This is a genomic window from Paenibacillus sp. V4I3 (assembly GCF_030817215.1).
GTDB lineage: Bacteria > Bacillota > Bacilli > Paenibacillales > NBRC-103111 > Paenibacillus_E.
Genome location: NZ_JAUSZA010000001.1, coordinates 2,105,407 through 2,121,277, shown reverse-complemented (window position 1 = coordinate 2,121,277; position 15,871 = coordinate 2,105,407). Strand labels below are relative to the sequence as shown.

The following is a 15,871-nucleotide window of genomic DNA, read 5'->3' as shown; positions in this document are numbered from 1 at the left end:
TTAACGATGAAAAACATCGCTACGGGGCTTGAATTGGGAAAACCAACCAGCTGATCTAGCCTGCTCTCGCGCCCCGCAAACATAAACGAAATCAGCCTTATAAGGACGAAAAAACCACCGTGATAGGGTTCACTCCCTAAACGGTGGTCTTCTCTACGTTCAAAACCATACGGGCTGCGGGTATCCACAGCCTCGTTATTTTGACCGCTTAAGTGTTAGCGCACTTAAGCGGTTTTTCGATTTCATAGCGTTATTTCAGCAATGCCGCATAATCCATTTGTGGCACAAGCCCTTCCTCCGCAGCCCGCTGGAGCAAGGTCAAGACGGCGCCATAGCCGCTCTCTCCTAGATCAGCGGTGAATTCGTTCACGTAAAGGTCGATGTGCGCCCCAGCGACCTGCGGGTCCATCTCCTGCGCGTGCTCCATGACGTAGTCGCGCGATGCTTCCGGATGCGCCCACGCGTATTCGACCGAGGCGCGGGCCCAGCCCGCAAGCGCCTCAAGATCCATGGAGCGCCGTGCAATAATGGCGCCCAGAGGGATCGGCAGGTTGGTGTCCGACTCCCACCAACTGCCCAGATCTGTGAGAAGCGCTAACCCGTAAGACGGGTAAGTGAAGCGCGCTTCATGAATGACGAGGCCGGCATCGATGAGGCCGTCCCGCACGGCGGGCATGATCTCGTGGAACGGCATGACCACGATTTCGCCAACGCCGCCCGGAACGTTCTGTGCCGCCCAGAGGCGGAACAGTAAGTACGCGGTCGAGCGCTCGCTCGGCACAGCGACCCTGCTGCCGCTGAGCATTGCCGGGTCTGGCACTGTTCCCTCTATTCCCGCTGTTCCCTCTGTGCCACTGTTCTTCATCAGCACCAGCGGCCCACAGCCTCTGCCCAAGGCGCCGCCGCAGGGCAGCAGGGCGTAGTCCTTCAGCACCCAAGGCAGTGCTGCGTAAGAGATCTTAAGGACATCCGGCCCGCTGCCTTCGGCAGCTAGCTTGTTCGTAATGTCGATGTCGGCATATAAGACATCCAGCTCGGGGGCACCTGGGATTAATCCATGCGCCCAAGCATGGAAAACAAATGTATCGTTCGGACAAGGTGAGTACGCGATCTTCATATTAAAGCACCTCCGCTAGGACTGAACTTGCTGCTTCTAAAGCCTTCAAGGCATCACCGATACGCCAAGCGTCACGGTCGCGAGGACCGATCGCGTTGGAGATCGCGCGGATCTCCAGCACAGGCACGCCGCGCTGCTGCGCAGCTGTCGCAATGCCGAAGCCTTCCATGGCTTCGGCAGCGGCTCCAGGCACACGCGCAGCCAGCGCGGCCGCTGTTGCTGCCGTCCCGGTGGCCGTTGCCACCGTGAGCACTGGCGCCATCTGTGCCTGCAGACCAGCGGCTAACAACGCCGCCGTTACTCGCTCGGCTACATCTGCGGCAACGCTAACGCGCGTCGAGCCGAAGCCAAGCTCGTCCAAGCTGCTGAAGCCATCCAGCAGCTCCACGCCAAGGTCAGCGGCGATGATCTCGCTTGACACAACAAGCGATCCTATCTCCGCTTGTCCTACAAATCCGCCGGCAATACCGGCGATTACAACCAAATCATATTCAGCCTTCGCAAGCTCTATTGCTCCGTTAACTGCTGCCGCAGCAAGCCCAACGCCAGCTAAGGCAAATTCAAACCTGCTGTCATGGCCTAGGCCGCGCTGAACAGCATCCCTTTCAGGGGCCACGGCCGTCATTACAAGTACGCGCATCGTTGTTCCTATCCCCTTTTATTAAAATAACCTACATACGATTATTTTACATGACCATGCTCCCCTTCACCAGTGTGCTTTAAAAACCTCAAAGGGACGCATCATTTCGTAATCTTCATGCTCCAGCATGTGACAATGCCACACATAACGCCCGGTGAAGGGTCCAAAACGGGCAATAATGGATGTAACGTAACCAAAAGGGGTCCGAACCGTATCTTTTAATCCCATTTCATAGGGATCAGGAGGAGTGGGAGGTCCCGTGAAAATAAGGTTTCCTGTTTTTTGAAAATGAGACACATCAAAGGGCTGGCGATCAAGAATTTGAAAGTCAACCAAATGGATATGGATGGGGTGAGGATCATCATCGATCAGATTGATGATTCGCCAAACTTCAACGGTATGTAGTTCAATTCTTTCGGATATTCGATCCATCCACATTTTTCCATCTAATAAATTCAAAGATCGACCATATTGATCCTTGATTCTGATGAGTGTTAAATCTCTTGTTCTATTTGCCATACTTCTTTGGAGTCGGTTGATTCCTCCTAAATAAAAAGGAAGGGAGCTGGTATCTGCACTTTTTAACGGAACGGTTACTCTGAATTGCATGACGGCTGTTGTTTCGGGCGTTGCACTCTTGGTGACATTTTTGAGAACAATGGTTTGACCGTAGTATTGAGAAAAATCAATGATCACATCTACACGCTCAGCACTCATAAGTATGAATTCATTTATTTTTATCGTTGTCTCAAGAAAACCGCCATCCGTACCAATTTGATAAAAAGGCTGATTGGATTCCAATTTTAACGTAAGGATTCGACTGTTTGATGCGTTTAAAATTCGAAACCGGTATTTTCTTGGCTCTACATCCAAAAATGGATAAACCATCCCGTTTACCAGAATCGTATCCGCATCAAAAGGTGGGACAAGAGACGGATGAGGAAGACCAGCATCATTTTGATCAGGTTTGCTGGGGTAGTAAAGTGATCCGTCTGCGTTGAATGAGCGGTCCACAATTAAAAGAGGGATTTCATATTTCCCTTTTGGAAGATTAAGAGACTGTTCATGCATGTCGCGAATGAGATACAATCCCGCCAGTCCCGCGTAGACGTTCAATCTTGTAATTCCTACGGTGTGATCGTGATACCATAACATGGTGGCTCGTTCAATGTTCGGGTACGTATAAACCTCTCGTTCAAACAAAGGTCCCGTTTGTTCAAAATTCCTCGTAAACCATGCTTCAGGGTAACCATCACTATGGGCAGGCGTTCTTCCACCGTGTAAATGTACAACGCTTCTACCCTCTGGAAGCGTTATTTCGGAACCATGAATCGTTGTATCAACTGGAAGAAAGTGCTTGTTGGGTAGATCATTCATCCATTTAACAAACACGGTTTCATTCCTCATCACTTCGATCGTAGGACCCGGAAATGTTCCTTCATAACCCCATAAACGGGTTGGTCCGAGGTCTCTGTGCAGCTTCTGAGAAAACTCCGTCATGGTCACTTCGTAATATGAGCTATGATAACTTCGCAGTTTGGGAGATATCGTGTTTGGAATAGGCAGTTCATCCACGAATTTTTGCAACTTTATCTTCTCAGGCATAAGAAATCCTCCCCATTGTTAGGATCAACTGAGTAAGTTTATGAATGTGAACTTGTTCATTATGTTAGTAAATCCTTGCCAGTGCCACTGCCTCTTTAAGATTGGGGATCATCGTGTTGACAATCTCATCTAATTTAATTAGTATCTAATTAGACATTAATCAAATCAGATATTCTTCTAAGGAGGTGTACCCGCCATGCAATTAGATAAAATCATTACCTATCACAAGGCCCTCGCCGATGCAACACGTATACGCATGCTCATTTTACTAGCCGATGGAGAGCTGAACGGTCAAGTTCTTGCGGAGAAACTGGGTGTTACCCCAGCAACCATTACCCATCACGCCTCTAAGCTTCGCGAAGCCAGTCTGATCAATGAGCGTAGAGACAAGAACACCATTTACTTCACTTTAAATGAGTATTTCATTCGCAGTAATGCCACCGCGACGGCTGATCTCATTTTCAAAAATAAGAAGGGAGATACAGAACCTATGAAGGATGAAGACCTTAAAGACCGAAATCAGAACCTCAAGCAATCTGTCATTCGAAACTTTATAACCTTAGATGGCAAACTCAAGCATATCCCTGCTCAGCTCAAGAAAAAACTTATCGTCCTAGAACATCTAGTAGAGCAGCTCGAAAAAGGACGCACCTACACAGAGAAGGAACTGAATGCATTTATTAAGAAATACCACCCTGATTTCGCAACGATTCGACGAGAATTCATTATGCACCAGTTCATGTTTCGCGAGAACGAGATATACGAACTCAATCCAGCGGAGATGTGGGCCAAATGGGAGAATTTATCCTAATTCAGATTGGATCTGTAAAAAAAGGACGGTTCCCAGTCGATTACACGACCTAAGAACTCGTCCTTCCTTTAAATCCTTATCCTTTTAAAAGAAACGTATTACCATCCTCATCCTTAAATGTGGCAAAAGTTCCCCACTGCATCTCTGATAGTTCTCCTTCGAATTCAACGCCTTTGGACTTCATGTTCGCGTAGGTCGTCTGAATATTATCCGTTACAAAGACGACAGAAGGCTTCAGTTCGGCATAATTTTTCATCATGCTCTTCGGATAAATGACTAGTGCGGACTCCGCTCCTTGCGGCGCTACCTCTAACCAGAAGGAATTAGGACCCATTGGCGTTTCACGAACGACTTCAAATCCAACTTTTTCGGTCCAAAAGTGAAGGGAAGGATTGACATGAGTTGTGGTTGCGGTCCTGCTGTACCTTATACAGGCACATCTGTAGTCCTCGTTTTATACATCCTCTTGGTTATCGTTCTTAGTACTTTCGGATTTGGATGGTAATGAAGTAATAAGCGGCTGGGACGATGATTCATGTTCCGGCCGCTTTTCGTATTCACCCCTGTTTAGATAACAAAATAATACCCATTAAAAAAGCCAATCGTCACGAAAACCTGTAGAATCATAAACAGCATCATATAGAAAATCCGGGCATTTTCCCACTTTTCGGTTAACTTCACTAAGTAGAAATAAAGCGGTATACTCACCATCATATAGCGTACGACGCTTACGAGAAATAAGGGTTGACTTGAAAATGGGATGACGATTAGGAGCAAGCCATAAACGAAAAATAGCAGCTCATGCTTATTTGTCAAAAGCTTTTTCAAATGAACAATGAGGTAACTCAAAAAAACTACAAACACAGCCGTCGATACGGTAAAAGCAATGAAGCCGTTATCCCAGCCATCTGGCGTGGAGAAGTAAGGCCTTTTCAAATAACCAAAATAATTGATAAATGGTATGGTTGTATACCGGAACCAGTGCAAGCTCTGTTCATGGAAAGGTGCCAAGAAATCACCGGTGACGCTTTTCATATGTAGGAGATAAATACCCATTGGGATAAGGGACAAAATGCTATATAACGACCATTTCAGGTAACGCCAGGTCCATTTGAACCCTTCGTCCATAAACACGGTACCCATAACCAAAGCAAGGTTGATAAACCCAGGCACCCTTGTTACGGTGGATAAGCTAGCAGCTATAAAGGCGATTGCATACTTTTTACTGCCTGCATAATAGATGGAGGCTGCCGAAAGCAGCAGAAATAGACTCTCTGTGTACGGTAGGGTATAGTAAAGCGACGATGGATAGATCACAATTAGCAATAGTACGGTTCCCGCCTGACGCTCACTGAGTCCCCTCTGCAGGGCAATAAAATAGATATAAATAAGTGCTCCAAGCAAACATAGATTTGAAACGATCATTCCGACTATCGCAGGTTCGAACCAAAATATTTTACCAACCAAGAAAATCAGCAGCGGGAAGAGTGGAAAGAACACCCAATTCGCGGCCGTATGCGGTTCGTCCATCCGAAACTTATCATAACCTTGTGTGGCTATTTTTAAATAAGAATACGTATCAAACTTGATAAAATCCTCTAACTTCGGCTTCTCTGTAGAAGCTAGTTCTCCAGGAAGCTTCACCGTCCACTTGGACAAGGTACCTGGCACATTCTGCATATATACCGGTACCTGAGAAGATTTACTGAACAAATTCATCCCGATATATCCAGTAAATAGCATGAGTGCACGAGAAATAAGGACAAGCAAAACAATTGATAGAATCACATTGACCTTTCCTCTTTTTGGCGCTTTCTCTTTCAGTAGTTCCATCCTCCATCTCTCCTATCCGAGCATCATTTATCTTTTCTGTAAATTTACCTGATTCCTCCTCTTTTACCAAGTTAAGGATTCGTAAAGAGCTTATTAATATGGACGTTCATTTGTTAAAAATGTTTAATTTTCGTTAAAAATTAATATTTTACATACATTACGATATAATGAAATCCATATATCAACCTTTTAATCCTCTTTTCAGAATGGAGACGAGAATTGTGGTTTATCCCGTTTTGACCATTGTGGTCCCCTGTTATAACGAAGAAGAAGTACTTCCAGAAACGGTATTCCAACTTACCAATGTGTTACAAACTCTCATCTCTGATAAACTAATTGCTACCACAAGCACAGTGCTGTTTGTCGACGATGGCAGCAAGGATGCGACTTGGACACTTATTGAACGCTTCCACGCCTCCAGTCCCTTTATTACTGGGCTTAAGCTTGCGAAAAATGCCGGCCATCAAAGCGCTTTGCTTGCAGGGCTTATGAAAGCCAAAATCTATTCGGACTGCGTCGTTTCCATCGATGCCGATCTGCAAGATGACACGAATGTGATTCGCGAGTTTATCGTCAAATTCCACGAAGGATACGATATCGTTTACGGCATCCGACAGGATCGCTCAGCGGATACGTTTTTCAAGCGAGCCACAGCTCAAGGCTTTTATAGATTAATGACATCGCTTGGTGTGAAAATTCATTACAATCATGCGGATTTCCGTTTAATGAGCAAGCGTACCCTCGAAAATTTGGAGAAATTTCAAGAGGTCAATTTATTTCTTCGCGGTATGGTGCCATTACTTGGCTTCCCATCCACTCAGGTTTATTACGACCGTAAAGAACGCTTTGCCGGAGAATCCAAATATCCGCTTCGCAAAATGCTCGCATTCGCCTTCGATGGCATCACGTCGTTCAGTGTAACCCCTATTCGCTTCGTCACCTTGATGGGTTTCCTCCTATTCGCGCTGAGTGTCGTTGCCGGCTTATACGCAATTGTAGGCAAAATCCTCGGAGCGAACGTTACCGGTTGGACATCGCTTATTCTTTCGGTTTGGTTCATTGGAGGCGTTCAGCTTCTCGCTCTCGGCTTAATTGGTGAATACATAGGTAAAATATATAAAGAAGTGAAGCAGCGACCGCTTTTCGTCATTGAGAAAGATTTGACAGCAACTGGACAAGATCAGGAAGCGGTCCATACGCCATCCACCCAAGTAAGCTCCACACGGTGATCATACGATGAACCGGATAAAAGCTTTGTTGACTAGCAGCTTCGCGCGCTTCTTACTTGTCGGTCTGTTCAATACGTTGGTTGGCCTGTCAGCCAGTTTTGCATTCTTTAATCTGCTTCACCTAAATTATTGGGTTTCCACTTTCGCAGGAAATACCCTAGGCGCTATAGTAAGCTACACGCTGAATCGTACATTTACGTTTCGTTCCAATGTCAGCGTCGGCAGCAGTTGGTGGAAATTTGCTGTTGTTATCTTGAGCTGTTATGGCGTCTCTTATGGTTTAAGTTGGGTGCTTGCAGAAGCAGCAAGCTCTGTCATGCCATCCGTGCGGGCAGATTGGCTGCACAATGCTGCCATTTTGGTTGGAAATGGCTTGTATACGATTGGAAATTATTTGGGACATAAATATTTTACATTCCGTACTCATGGTACGAGCAACCCTAGGGCATCCTAATCACCAAGAGGTGATGCCTAATGGCACGAAGAAGAAGCAACCGGGCCATCGTGCCCGGATCGGAACACGGCCTGGGACTGCTCAAGGCGCAAGTCATGAAGAATCAGGGGTATAATGTCAACCCAGAACGACCTGATCTCGTAAAATATGAAGTAGCCCGAACGCTTGGCGTTCCCCTTCAGCAAGGCTACAACGGACAGCTTAGCTCGGAAGACGCGGGCAAGGTCGGTGGTCCAATTGGCGGGGCAATGGTGCGTGAGCTTGTGCGAATGGCGCAGCAGCAGCTCGCGAATCAGCGGCCACCACAGCGATAGGTTCGTGACAGACAGCCATATTCCGCCGCGGGTGTACATAAACTAGTAGCAAGCTGCTCGCAGCGCTACTTTCTATGTAGAAGTCAGGTGATGATGGCTGATGAATCCCCCAGGCAACCGAACGCCTAAGCCCGACTGGAAAGGGCTGTCGGCGCAAGCTGGTGATGTGCTGGGCCCCGAATTCTGGCAGGATATTGCCAGTATCATCCCGCTAACCGGGCCAAGAGTTGATATGTATGAGACACCACAGGAACTTGTTGTTGTGGCTGAAGTTCCCGGATTGTCTTCGCCCGAGCAGATTCAGCTTTCTTTCCGTGACCAATCGCTGCTTATGCGCGGGATGCTCGTTCGGCCTTACCAAGTAATCGATGAGCAAATGCGGTTGTCCGAGCGATTCTTTGGAGCATTTGAGAGAGTTTTCCGCCTGCCCAGTAACGCTATGACCGATCAAATGCGGGCGCAGTATCACAACGGTTTGCTCATCATTCGAATCCCGCTTGCTCCTCCGGATGGAGAGAAAGTTATCCCTATACAGTTCACGTAACGAGCACACTGTAAACCAAATAAAGATTACCTTCTAACCAGCCTTACTGGCTGATTGGTTGGTAATCTTTTTCATATCCAAAAATTAATCTTTACCAAAAAGAGAAATGAATCTCCCTTTGTCCCCATATAAATAAAAGAGATCGTTAGGAGATGCAGGATTGGAGGGATTACTGTGGTGCGCATACAATTTCAATCTATACATATTGATGGAATCGCCGAAACATCCAGTGTGAATAGGGGTACGAATCGGATCATCGGAAGACGTCATTCCGAGAAGCTTAATCAGGGGCTCGGGGAAATAAGCGGGGAGCATAATGTTATTCTGGGTGGCAAGCATACTGTCCAAGATGGCGACACCTTTGATGTTAAACCATCTACACGGAAGAGCTGAGAATACTCATGTGGTTTCAAAAAAAGAAAACGTCCCCGCCCAAAACGCAGCCAACTACAGGAACAGCTAAAGCTAAAGCATCAACCCCAGCTAGAACTGAAGCTAGTTCTGGAGGTAGATCAGAAGTTAAAGCCGTGTCTCCCGTTCATGATCAGCATGTTCAACAATTAGAACGGCGTCTTCGCAAATTGGAAGAAGAATTGGCTGATCTCACTGCCAAACACCCGAAGATACATATAGATACCCTGCATATCCATCAACCTGTTTTAGAAAACTTAACCTTTCGGCTGGATCAACTCGATATCAAGGAACTGAGCGGTTCTTTGAATTTAGGTAACAATTTCGGTGCCAAGCCAAGTGAGAAAAGTGTACCGGTTGATGAAGCTTTTAAACGTGCTCATGTGTCAAAAGAAAGTAAGGCCGCCGATTCTCGTACAGCTGCTGAAGGTGTAGAAGCTGCTTCACAAGCTGCTGATACTCCGAAAACCGAGCGAACCTCGACCGGTTATAAATACACACCACCACAGTCCAAATCGTAAAGAGGTGATACAAGGTGTCCTCCTTCATGTCCCCAACGTTCATTATCGGCTCAATCCGCATCGGATCGGTACAAAGCGCGTCCTGCATCAATATGGGCAATAATTGGCCGACCGATTTTCAAAGCAATCAGAAAACGGTCCAAGGCTTTGGCGCTGTCGAAGGCGACAACAATCAGTTAGTCGGAACTCGTTCTATGCTCAACGACTCCGATTTCCTTGATATGCTCAATATCGGCGATAACGAAACGCCCGATTGGCTGCAGGACATGATTACCAACCAGGCTCAGACATCCGGCTACACCTCAGCTCCCACCAGCCCGCAGGCGGAACATACGACAAAGGCTCCGCAAACTGCTGATTGAAGCAGCTGCGGAGTATTCTTTTTTATACACGGCCAATGATCAAGTCCCCTTTGGTATAAGGTGCATCGATGATGTCATTATCGTAAACCGTGTTGATATTATAAAGTACGTAATTATAATCACCGTTTATTTCTCCAAGGCCGAGGTTCCCTTTCCCACTTGTAGACCAATTCACTTGTGTATTGGTGCCAATAAAAATACCGGATGCCTCGGATATGGAATTAACATGGATAGAATCGAATTCAATGAGCGGCGGATCTAGTGGGCACGGTAATTTCAACATGGTTTCACCCACCATTCAACTATACTTGGTTAGTGACAGCTGGTTTAAAATCCTGATCATTAATTGGTGAATCAATAAAGTCGTTGTCATAGATGAAATTAACAATATTGGCAGAGACGGAATTTCCGATCCATTGACCGGTTCCGTAATTATTTTTGCTGTGTGAATCCCAGCTGGATTGCGCATTCTCACCGATCCCGATGGTTGCATTCGTATTCTGGTTATTAATATTAATCATGTTAAAAACGATGGAACTCGGCACACTGCTCACTCCCTATACTTGGCTAACTTCCAGCTTCTTCTGCCCAGCTTGAGGGACTTTGGCCGGAGACTTGTATGTTAGCCTATTCATACAGAGCTGAAATGGTGCCTAACTTCAAGTTCCATAAAAAAAAGACCCTTTCCCTAATTGGGAAAGAGTCCTCCTTTACCAGAATCCTGGACCACCGAAGCCACCGCCATAGAAGTTACCGCCATATGGGTAACCACCAAAGCCACCGCCATAGCCAAATCCTCCACCAAATCCACCAAAAGCAAAAGGTGATGTACCAATCGCTAACAGATCAAACAAAACCAATGGAATAATGGCTTTTACTTGAACCTTTTTGCCTTTTTGTGGAGCAACAATCAACGTGTTACCGCTGATTCGCACCAATTTACCAGTTACTTGAGTTCCGTCTTTCTTAAGAGCCACGATATTTTTCCCGACCAATTTCCGAACGTCATCTTTACGAATTTTGGATGCCACGAACGTCCACCTCCTTCAGCCAACAGAGATACATTGCTCTACAGTGTACGACTGTGTAGGTAACATCGCTTGGATAGCTGTCCCTTCTCCGGTAAAAATACGCAGTTGCCCTCTCTCCGTTCAACGCAAAAAATTGCCGCATCTCCAGCCCTAAGACCAAGATAACGACAATTTTATTGATAAAAAGTGCTTATGCTTTACGAATCTTACCAAGCTCTGTGGTAATCGCATCGATTTCGCTAATGCTGAAATTATTTTTGCTGACGACCAAGTCGTACAAGTCCTTCAAGTCCTCGTATACTTCCTGCTTGACGTTCGAGGCTTTAATCGACCCACCGGTAGCCATGCGCAGCTTTCTCTTAATTTCTTCAAACATATATTCCACGTTTTCTTCCGACCAATTGTTCAAATCCATAGCTTTATGTTCTTCCTTCCTCTAAGCGCGTGTGCCACATTAAGGAGCAAGCTCCCCTTCTGTTATTCTAAAGCACTTATCGGATGTTGTAAAATGAAATCCATTTACGACGGATTGAGTATAGTTCCAAAATGAATGAAAAAGTCCCTGGTTTGGTTGCTATGAAGCAACTAAACAGGGGCTTTTTTCGTGCGTATATCTAGGTGAATTTATGCAGATTCTGTATTGACAAGTGTCACAAGCGGACGCTGTTGTTCATAGGAATCTAAATCTAAGCTGACACAGATGAGACGGATATGCTCTTCAGCCAGTTTCCGCGCTTCCTCGAAGGATTGTTTAAACTGAATGCAATACGAAATTAGGCCATGTAAGGACATAAACAAATTCCACGGAAGCGTAAACTTCCTGCTCTCGGATCCGGGTTGCCCGGCCATCACTTGGCGGATGACAATAGCAAACATTTCCATGGATTGTGCTTGCTCGGTACGCGAATATTGCTGCAGCTCTGGCTCGTTAATCATGAACATCATTTCGTAGTGATGCGGATTGTTTAAACCAAACCAGACGAACTCCATCATTAGCTTTTGAAGCAGATTCACGCTATATCCTTGCTCACGAACGATCATTTCCCGCTGACGCTGTACTAATTCGGAGAAATCTTCCTTAATTAACGCATAAAACAGTTCAGCTTTCTCGTTAAAATGGTAATATAACGCACCATGGCTGTACCCCATTGCTTTTGCGATGCTGCGCATCGTTAAAGCACGATAGCCGAAAGTTGCGAATAATTCCCGCGCTTCCGCAAGTATTCGTTCTCTGCTAAGCTCTTGCGCGACTGCTTTCCTAGCCATTCCTATCCCTCCGCATCCTTAGCTTCTATGAAATTAGTTGTGCCTTGTACCCCAAGCCTGCCTATTCCGGCAAGCTCTTATGAACCATGTATTCGTTCTCTCCTGCGATAACAATGCCTTGACCTTGTGTAAAATCTGTTGCCCAGTTGATAAATGCTTCCGCTGCCGCTGCCAAAGGATAACATGCTACAGTCACTTTATCCGTAAACTGAATGTCCCCTAGGAGCATCCCCTGACTTCTCAGTTCGTTCTCGAGTTTGCCATACCACGTATAATCCACCTCAATCAACACTTGCTGATGATTGACTTTATAAATTGGAAGTCCTGCTTCAATGCCTACCACGGCTCCATCCGTATAAGCCCGAATGAGTCCGCCCGCGCCAAGCATAATGCCGCCGAAATAACGGGTAACGACGATAACGATATTCTTAAGTCCTTGATGCTTAATCACTTCCAGAATCGGCTTTCCTGCTGTACCACTCGGTTCCCCATCATCAGATTGCTTCTGAATCTGATCCTTTTCTCCGATGACATAAGCGCTGCAGTTATGTGTGGCCGACCTGTGTTCCTTCTTGATAGCTTCAATAAATAGGGTAGCTTCTTCTTCTGACTCTACCGGTTTGGCATGACCGATGAAACGCGACTTCTTGATGATGATTTCCGACGATCCGTACGATTGGATAGTTTTGAAATGTGCTAGCATAGCCGACCTTTCTTGGTAGAAGGAAACATCTGTTTCATTATATTCTACACACATCCTTTGACTTCGACAATATAGAAAGAAAATTTACCACATAAATAATGGAAATTTTCAATGGAAAAAACGACCAATCCGATAGGATTGATCGTTTCTCTGCTTGGCATTCATTGAATTACTTCTGCAAGCGTGCTTCCAACTCAGCTTTTTCCTTCTCATAACCCGGTTTGCCTAAGAGGGCAAACATGTTCTTTTTATACGCTTCAACGCCTGGTTGGTCAAATGGATTCACACCCATCAGGTAACCGCTGATACCGCATGCTTTTTCGAAGAAATACACCATATATCCGAAGGAGTATGGCGTCATATCCGGCAGCGTCACGATCAGGTTCGGTACGTTACCGTCCGTGTGAGCAAGCATTGTGCCTTGGAAAGCTTTCTTGTTCACGAAATCCATCGTTTTCCCGCTCAGGAAGTTGAGTCCGTCCAAATCATCAGGATCTGTGCCAATTGTAATATGATCAGCCACTTGATCAACTTGAATGACCGTTTCAAACAGAATCCGGTTGCCATCTTGAACGAACTGACCCATGGAGTGCAAATCCGTCGAGAAGTCCACCGATGCTGGATAAATACCTTTGTAATCTTTTCCTTCGCTTTCACCGAACAGCTGCTTCCACCATTCCGATACGAAATGCAAGGAAGGCTCGTAGTTAACGAGAATTTCGATCGTTTTCCCTTTGCGGTAGAGCGAATTTCGAACAGCAGCGTATTGATAGGCTTGATTCTCACTCAACTTCGGATTAGAGAACTCATGCTGCGCATCCGCCGCGCCTTTCATAATCGCTTCCACATCAATACCAGCTGTCGCGATTGGCAGTAAACCAACAGCAGTTAATACCGAATAACGTCCGCCTACATCATCTGGAATGACAAAGGTTTCGTAACCTTCTGCTGTAGCGAGTGTTTTGAGAGCACCCTTCTCTTGATCCGTTGTAGCATAGATACGTTTGCGCGCAGCTTCTTTACCATATTTCTTCTCTAACAATTCACGGAAAATACGGAAAGCAATCGCTGGCTCTGTTGTCGTACCGGACTTCGAAATCACATTTACTGAGAAATCTTTGCCTTCAAGCAGTTGAAGCAAATGCGTAACATATGTAGAGCTGATGTTATTTCCAACGAAATAAATCTCAGGCGTCTTACGTTTATCTTTTGGCAAAATGTTATAAAAAGAATGAGACAACATCTCCAGCGCCGCGCGTGCTCCCAAATAGGAACCGCCGATACCGATAACAACAAGCGCCTCGGAGTCGGATTGAATTTGCTTAGCGGAAGCCTGAATACGAGCAAATTCCTCACGATTATAATTCTCAGGAAGATCAACCCATCCTAAATAATCGGAACCTGCACCCGTTTTGTTATGCAGCTGTTCATGCGCTAGCTCTACTTGAGCCGCCAAATAATCAACCTCATGCTGGGATAAAAAGGATAGTGCTTTACTGTAATCAAATTGTAGTTTCTTACTCACTATGTTCGCCTCCATCTCTATTTTTTTCCTTTTCCTAGCATACTTATTTGCCTGTCCAAAAGCAAGTAAGCGATCATATATTGGATGACATTCAATGAGCGATCGCGTAAGTGGAGAGACTTTGGTCTCCGACCAAAGATCCCTATAAAAGAATTCACAGGTTATATTTACCATGATAAAATGAATCTAGAGGTGAAGGATCATGAAACGTATCGGCTTTATTGGACTTGGCACTATGGGCAAACCCATGGCTGCTAACCTTATTCAAAAAGGTTTTATGGTAACTGTATATAATCGGACTGCTGAAAAAGCGGACGAGCTGGCCCGTCTTGGTGCTGAAGTGGGGTTGTCCCCTGCTGATGTAGCTCGCAGCTCGGATGTTCTGATTACAATGCTTAGCAATGATGCTTCACTATTAGAAACGTTCTACAGTGAGCAGGGCATTCTGAGTGGCATTCATCCAGCACTCACGATTATAGACTCCAGTACCGTAGCCCCACAAACAAGTCAAAAGCTGGCTGAGGAACTCGCGGCACATTTCGTCGACTTCCTCGACGCGCCTGTCACTGGCAGTAAACCTGCTGCCGAAGCAGGCACGCTAACTTTCATGGTCGGCGGCAGCCAAGAAGTGTTCGATGAGCATCACGATGTATTCCTCGCACTTGGCAGCAAAGCACTTTACCTCGGGCCGAGCGGTTCCGGCTCGTACGCCAAGCTTGCCCACAACACGATGGTGGGCATTAATTTAGCCGGCTTAGCCGAAGGCTTATCGATTGCGGTTAAAGCAGGGGTGAACCCTGCTCAATTCTTAGAGATTGTTCGCTTCGGCGGAGCGAACAGCAAGCAAGTTGAGCTAAAAGGCGATAAAATGATCGATCGCGATTTCAGCAATCAATTCTCCCTGAAGCTGATGCTGAAGGATCTGCAGCTTGCTCAGGAAATTACGGGCAAGTTCCAGCTGCCGACGCCTATGCTTCAATCAGCTACAAGCCTATTCCAGATTGGCCTAAGCAAAGGACTAGGCGAGGAAGACTTGAGTTCCGTCATTCAGTGTTATGAAGACTGGATGGGTCAGCAGGTCATTAGACCGAGCGAGCCTATCGTTGCTGCAGAGAGGCCGGCATCGCCGCTTTCTGGCCGCGAACGCCGCCGGAACACGCGCGTGAAGCTGGACATCAACCTGAAGCTGTCCATTTACCAATGGGAGCAGGAAGGTTCCTTCTCCGGCCAAAACATCGACGGCACCCTCTTCGACTTGTCCGAGAGCGGACTGCAGATCACATCTGCCGCCCCGCTTGCGCCGGACATGTTCATCGTCATCCACTTCCCGCAAGAAGCGGAGCTGCCTCCAATCACCGCTCGCGTGATTCGCATTGACCCTGACGGCCGCAACTTCCGTTATGGCTGCATGCTCTCCGCCTTGCCGCCTTATGTGCGGATCAAGCTGGAGCAGTATATTGAGGATCATATTGAGTATGCTTTGTAGGAGATAATAATTTACATAA

The 15,871-nt window shown here is 46.3% G+C and carries 21 protein-coding genes; 9 read left to right on the top strand and 12 right to left on the bottom strand.

What is annotated here, in order from left to right; genetic code table 11:
* Positions 1–250: 250 nt before the first annotated feature.
* From QFZ77_RS09915 to QFZ77_RS09905, 3 genes are all read right to left on the bottom strand, one after another.
* The gene (locus QFZ77_RS09915) at positions 251–1,117 is read right to left on the bottom strand and encodes a 1,4-dihydroxy-6-naphtoate synthase (RefSeq protein ID WP_307438964.1); all 867 of its coding nucleotides are present in this window, start codon (positions 1,115–1,117) and stop codon (positions 251–253) included.
* A gap of 1 nt (position 1,118) precedes the next feature.
* The gene (locus QFZ77_RS09910) at positions 1,119–1,757 is read right to left on the bottom strand and encodes a futalosine hydrolase (protein WP_307438962.1); all 639 of its coding nucleotides are present in this window, start codon (positions 1,755–1,757) and stop codon (positions 1,119–1,121) included.
* A gap of 66 nt (positions 1,758–1,823) precedes the next feature.
* Complete coding sequence (locus QFZ77_RS09905) at positions 1,824–3,362, bottom strand: multicopper oxidase family protein (protein WP_307438961.1); 1,539 nt, start codon at positions 3,360–3,362, stop codon at positions 1,824–1,826.
* Between the two features lie 196 nt (positions 3,363–3,558).
* Between QFZ77_RS09905 and QFZ77_RS09900 the strand changes: the two genes are divergently transcribed.
* Positions 3,559–4,173: a DUF2087 domain-containing protein gene (locus QFZ77_RS09900; protein ID WP_307438959.1), complete on the top strand. Its 615-nt coding sequence runs from the start codon at positions 3,559–3,561 to the stop codon at positions 4,171–4,173.
* Between the two features lie 76 nt (positions 4,174–4,249).
* Here QFZ77_RS09900 and QFZ77_RS09895 read toward each other — a convergent pair whose 3' ends face one another.
* Both QFZ77_RS09895 and QFZ77_RS09890 read right to left on the bottom strand, forming a co-directional pair.
* Complete coding sequence (locus tag QFZ77_RS09895; RefSeq protein WP_307449377.1) at positions 4,250–4,603, bottom strand: VOC family protein; 354 nt, start codon at positions 4,601–4,603, stop codon at positions 4,250–4,252.
* A gap of 137 nt (positions 4,604–4,740) precedes the next feature.
* A complete protein-coding gene (locus QFZ77_RS09890) occupies positions 4,741–6,006 on the bottom strand; it encodes a mannosyltransferase family protein (RefSeq protein WP_307438958.1) in 1,266 nt (421 codons plus the stop codon).
* Between the two features lie 206 nt (positions 6,007–6,212).
* Here QFZ77_RS09890 and QFZ77_RS09885 point away from each other — a divergent pair, with 206 nt between their 5' ends.
* The 7 genes from QFZ77_RS09885 to QFZ77_RS09855 all read left to right on the top strand — a co-directional run bounded on the left by QFZ77_RS09885 (position 6,213) and on the right by QFZ77_RS09855 (position 9,841).
* A complete protein-coding gene (locus tag QFZ77_RS09885; RefSeq protein WP_307438956.1) occupies positions 6,213–7,235 on the top strand; it encodes a glycosyltransferase family 2 protein in 1,023 nt (340 codons plus the stop codon).
* A 7-nt stretch (positions 7,236–7,242) separates the two neighbouring features.
* The gene (locus QFZ77_RS09880; RefSeq protein WP_307438952.1) at positions 7,243–7,689 is read left to right on the top strand and encodes a GtrA family protein; all 447 of its coding nucleotides are present in this window, start codon (positions 7,243–7,245) and stop codon (positions 7,687–7,689) included.
* Positions 7,690–7,709: 20 nt separating this feature from the next.
* Positions 7,710–8,003, top strand: coding sequence for an alpha/beta-type small acid-soluble spore protein (locus QFZ77_RS09875; protein ID WP_029199178.1), 294 nt, complete (start codon positions 7,710–7,712; stop codon positions 8,001–8,003).
* Positions 8,004–8,103: 100 nt separating this feature from the next.
* Entirely contained in the window at positions 8,104–8,547 is a 444-nt protein-coding gene (locus QFZ77_RS09870) for an Hsp20/alpha crystallin family protein (RefSeq protein WP_307438948.1), read from the top strand.
* Between the two features lie 174 nt (positions 8,548–8,721).
* Entirely contained in the window at positions 8,722–8,940 is a 219-nt protein-coding gene (locus QFZ77_RS09865) for a hypothetical protein (protein WP_047681240.1), read from the top strand.
* A gap of 8 nt (positions 8,941–8,948) precedes the next feature.
* Complete coding sequence (locus tag QFZ77_RS09860; RefSeq protein WP_307438946.1) at positions 8,949–9,479, top strand: hypothetical protein; 531 nt, start codon at positions 8,949–8,951, stop codon at positions 9,477–9,479.
* Between the two features lie 26 nt (positions 9,480–9,505).
* Positions 9,506–9,841 (top strand): hypothetical protein, encoded by a 336-nt coding sequence (locus QFZ77_RS09855; protein ID WP_307438944.1) that lies wholly within the window; start codon positions 9,506–9,508, stop codon positions 9,839–9,841.
* 22 nt (positions 9,842–9,863) lie between these two features.
* Here QFZ77_RS09855 and QFZ77_RS09850 read toward each other — a convergent pair whose 3' ends face one another.
* From QFZ77_RS09850 to QFZ77_RS09820, 7 genes are all read right to left on the bottom strand, one after another.
* Positions 9,864–10,124: a hypothetical protein gene (locus QFZ77_RS09850; RefSeq protein WP_307438943.1), complete on the bottom strand. Its 261-nt coding sequence runs from the start codon at positions 10,122–10,124 to the stop codon at positions 9,864–9,866.
* 19 nt (positions 10,125–10,143) lie between these two features.
* Positions 10,144–10,386 (bottom strand): spore germination protein, encoded by a 243-nt coding sequence (locus QFZ77_RS09845; protein ID WP_063860172.1) that lies wholly within the window; start codon positions 10,384–10,386, stop codon positions 10,144–10,146.
* 165 nt (positions 10,387–10,551) lie between these two features.
* A complete protein-coding gene (locus QFZ77_RS09840) occupies positions 10,552–10,872 on the bottom strand; it encodes a hypothetical protein (RefSeq protein WP_307438940.1) in 321 nt (106 codons plus the stop codon).
* A 190-nt stretch (positions 10,873–11,062) separates the two neighbouring features.
* Positions 11,063–11,287, bottom strand: a complete 225-nt coding sequence (locus tag QFZ77_RS09835; RefSeq protein WP_307438938.1) for a DUF1128 domain-containing protein — start codon at positions 11,285–11,287, stop codon at positions 11,063–11,065.
* A gap of 209 nt (positions 11,288–11,496) precedes the next feature.
* Positions 11,497–12,138, bottom strand: coding sequence for a TetR/AcrR family transcriptional regulator (locus tag QFZ77_RS09830; RefSeq protein WP_307438936.1), 642 nt, complete (start codon positions 12,136–12,138; stop codon positions 11,497–11,499).
* Between the two features lie 61 nt (positions 12,139–12,199).
* Positions 12,200–12,841, bottom strand: a complete 642-nt coding sequence (locus QFZ77_RS09825; RefSeq protein WP_307438934.1) for a YigZ family protein — start codon at positions 12,839–12,841, stop codon at positions 12,200–12,202.
* Positions 12,842–13,010: 169 nt separating this feature from the next.
* Entirely contained in the window at positions 13,011–14,366 is a 1,356-nt protein-coding gene (locus tag QFZ77_RS09820; protein ID WP_307438931.1) for a glucose-6-phosphate isomerase, read from the bottom strand.
* Positions 14,367–14,568: 202 nt separating this feature from the next.
* Between QFZ77_RS09820 and QFZ77_RS09815 the strand changes: the two genes are divergently transcribed.
* Positions 14,569–15,852, top strand: a complete 1,284-nt coding sequence (locus tag QFZ77_RS09815; protein ID WP_307438929.1) for an NAD(P)-binding domain-containing protein — start codon at positions 14,569–14,571, stop codon at positions 15,850–15,852.
* Positions 15,853–15,871: the final 19 nt, after the last annotated feature.

Excerpts from the sequence above, each read along its gene's own strand:
- QFZ77_RS09915 (WP_307438964.1), bottom strand. The coding sequence starts at position 1,117 with ATGAAGATCGCGTACTCACCTTGTCCGAACGATACATTTGTTTTCCAT.
- QFZ77_RS09910 (WP_307438962.1), bottom strand. The coding sequence starts at position 1,757 with ATGCGCGTACTTGTAATGACGGCCGTGGCCCCTGAAAGGGATGCTGTT.
- QFZ77_RS09905 (WP_307438961.1), bottom strand. The coding sequence starts at position 3,362 with ATGCCTGAGAAGATAAAGTTGCAAAAATTCGTGGATGAACTGCCTATT.
- QFZ77_RS09900 (WP_307438959.1), top strand. The coding sequence starts at position 3,559 with ATGCAATTAGATAAAATCATTACCTATCACAAGGCCCTCGCCGATGCA.
- QFZ77_RS09890 (WP_307438958.1), bottom strand. The coding sequence starts at position 6,006 with ATGGAACTACTGAAAGAGAAAGCGCCAAAAAGAGGAAAGGTCAATGTG.
- QFZ77_RS09885 (WP_307438956.1), top strand. The coding sequence starts at position 6,213 with ATGGAGACGAGAATTGTGGTTTATCCCGTTTTGACCATTGTGGTCCCC.
- QFZ77_RS09880 (WP_307438952.1), top strand. The coding sequence starts at position 7,243 with ATGAACCGGATAAAAGCTTTGTTGACTAGCAGCTTCGCGCGCTTCTTA.
- QFZ77_RS09875 (WP_029199178.1), top strand. The coding sequence starts at position 7,710 with ATGGCACGAAGAAGAAGCAACCGGGCCATCGTGCCCGGATCGGAACAC.
- QFZ77_RS09870 (WP_307438948.1), top strand. The coding sequence starts at position 8,104 with ATGAATCCCCCAGGCAACCGAACGCCTAAGCCCGACTGGAAAGGGCTG.
- QFZ77_RS09860 (WP_307438946.1), top strand. The coding sequence starts at position 8,949 with ATGTGGTTTCAAAAAAAGAAAACGTCCCCGCCCAAAACGCAGCCAACT.
- QFZ77_RS09855 (WP_307438944.1), top strand. The coding sequence starts at position 9,506 with ATGTCCCCAACGTTCATTATCGGCTCAATCCGCATCGGATCGGTACAA.
- QFZ77_RS09850 (WP_307438943.1), bottom strand. The coding sequence starts at position 10,124 with ATGTTGAAATTACCGTGCCCACTAGATCCGCCGCTCATTGAATTCGAT.
- QFZ77_RS09835 (WP_307438938.1), bottom strand. The coding sequence starts at position 11,287 with ATGGATTTGAACAATTGGTCGGAAGAAAACGTGGAATATATGTTTGAA.
- QFZ77_RS09830 (WP_307438936.1), bottom strand. The coding sequence starts at position 12,138 with ATGGCTAGGAAAGCAGTCGCGCAAGAGCTTAGCAGAGAACGAATACTT.
- QFZ77_RS09825 (WP_307438934.1), bottom strand. The coding sequence starts at position 12,841 with ATGCTAGCACATTTCAAAACTATCCAATCGTACGGATCGTCGGAAATC.
- QFZ77_RS09815 (WP_307438929.1), top strand. The coding sequence starts at position 14,569 with ATGAAACGTATCGGCTTTATTGGACTTGGCACTATGGGCAAACCCATG.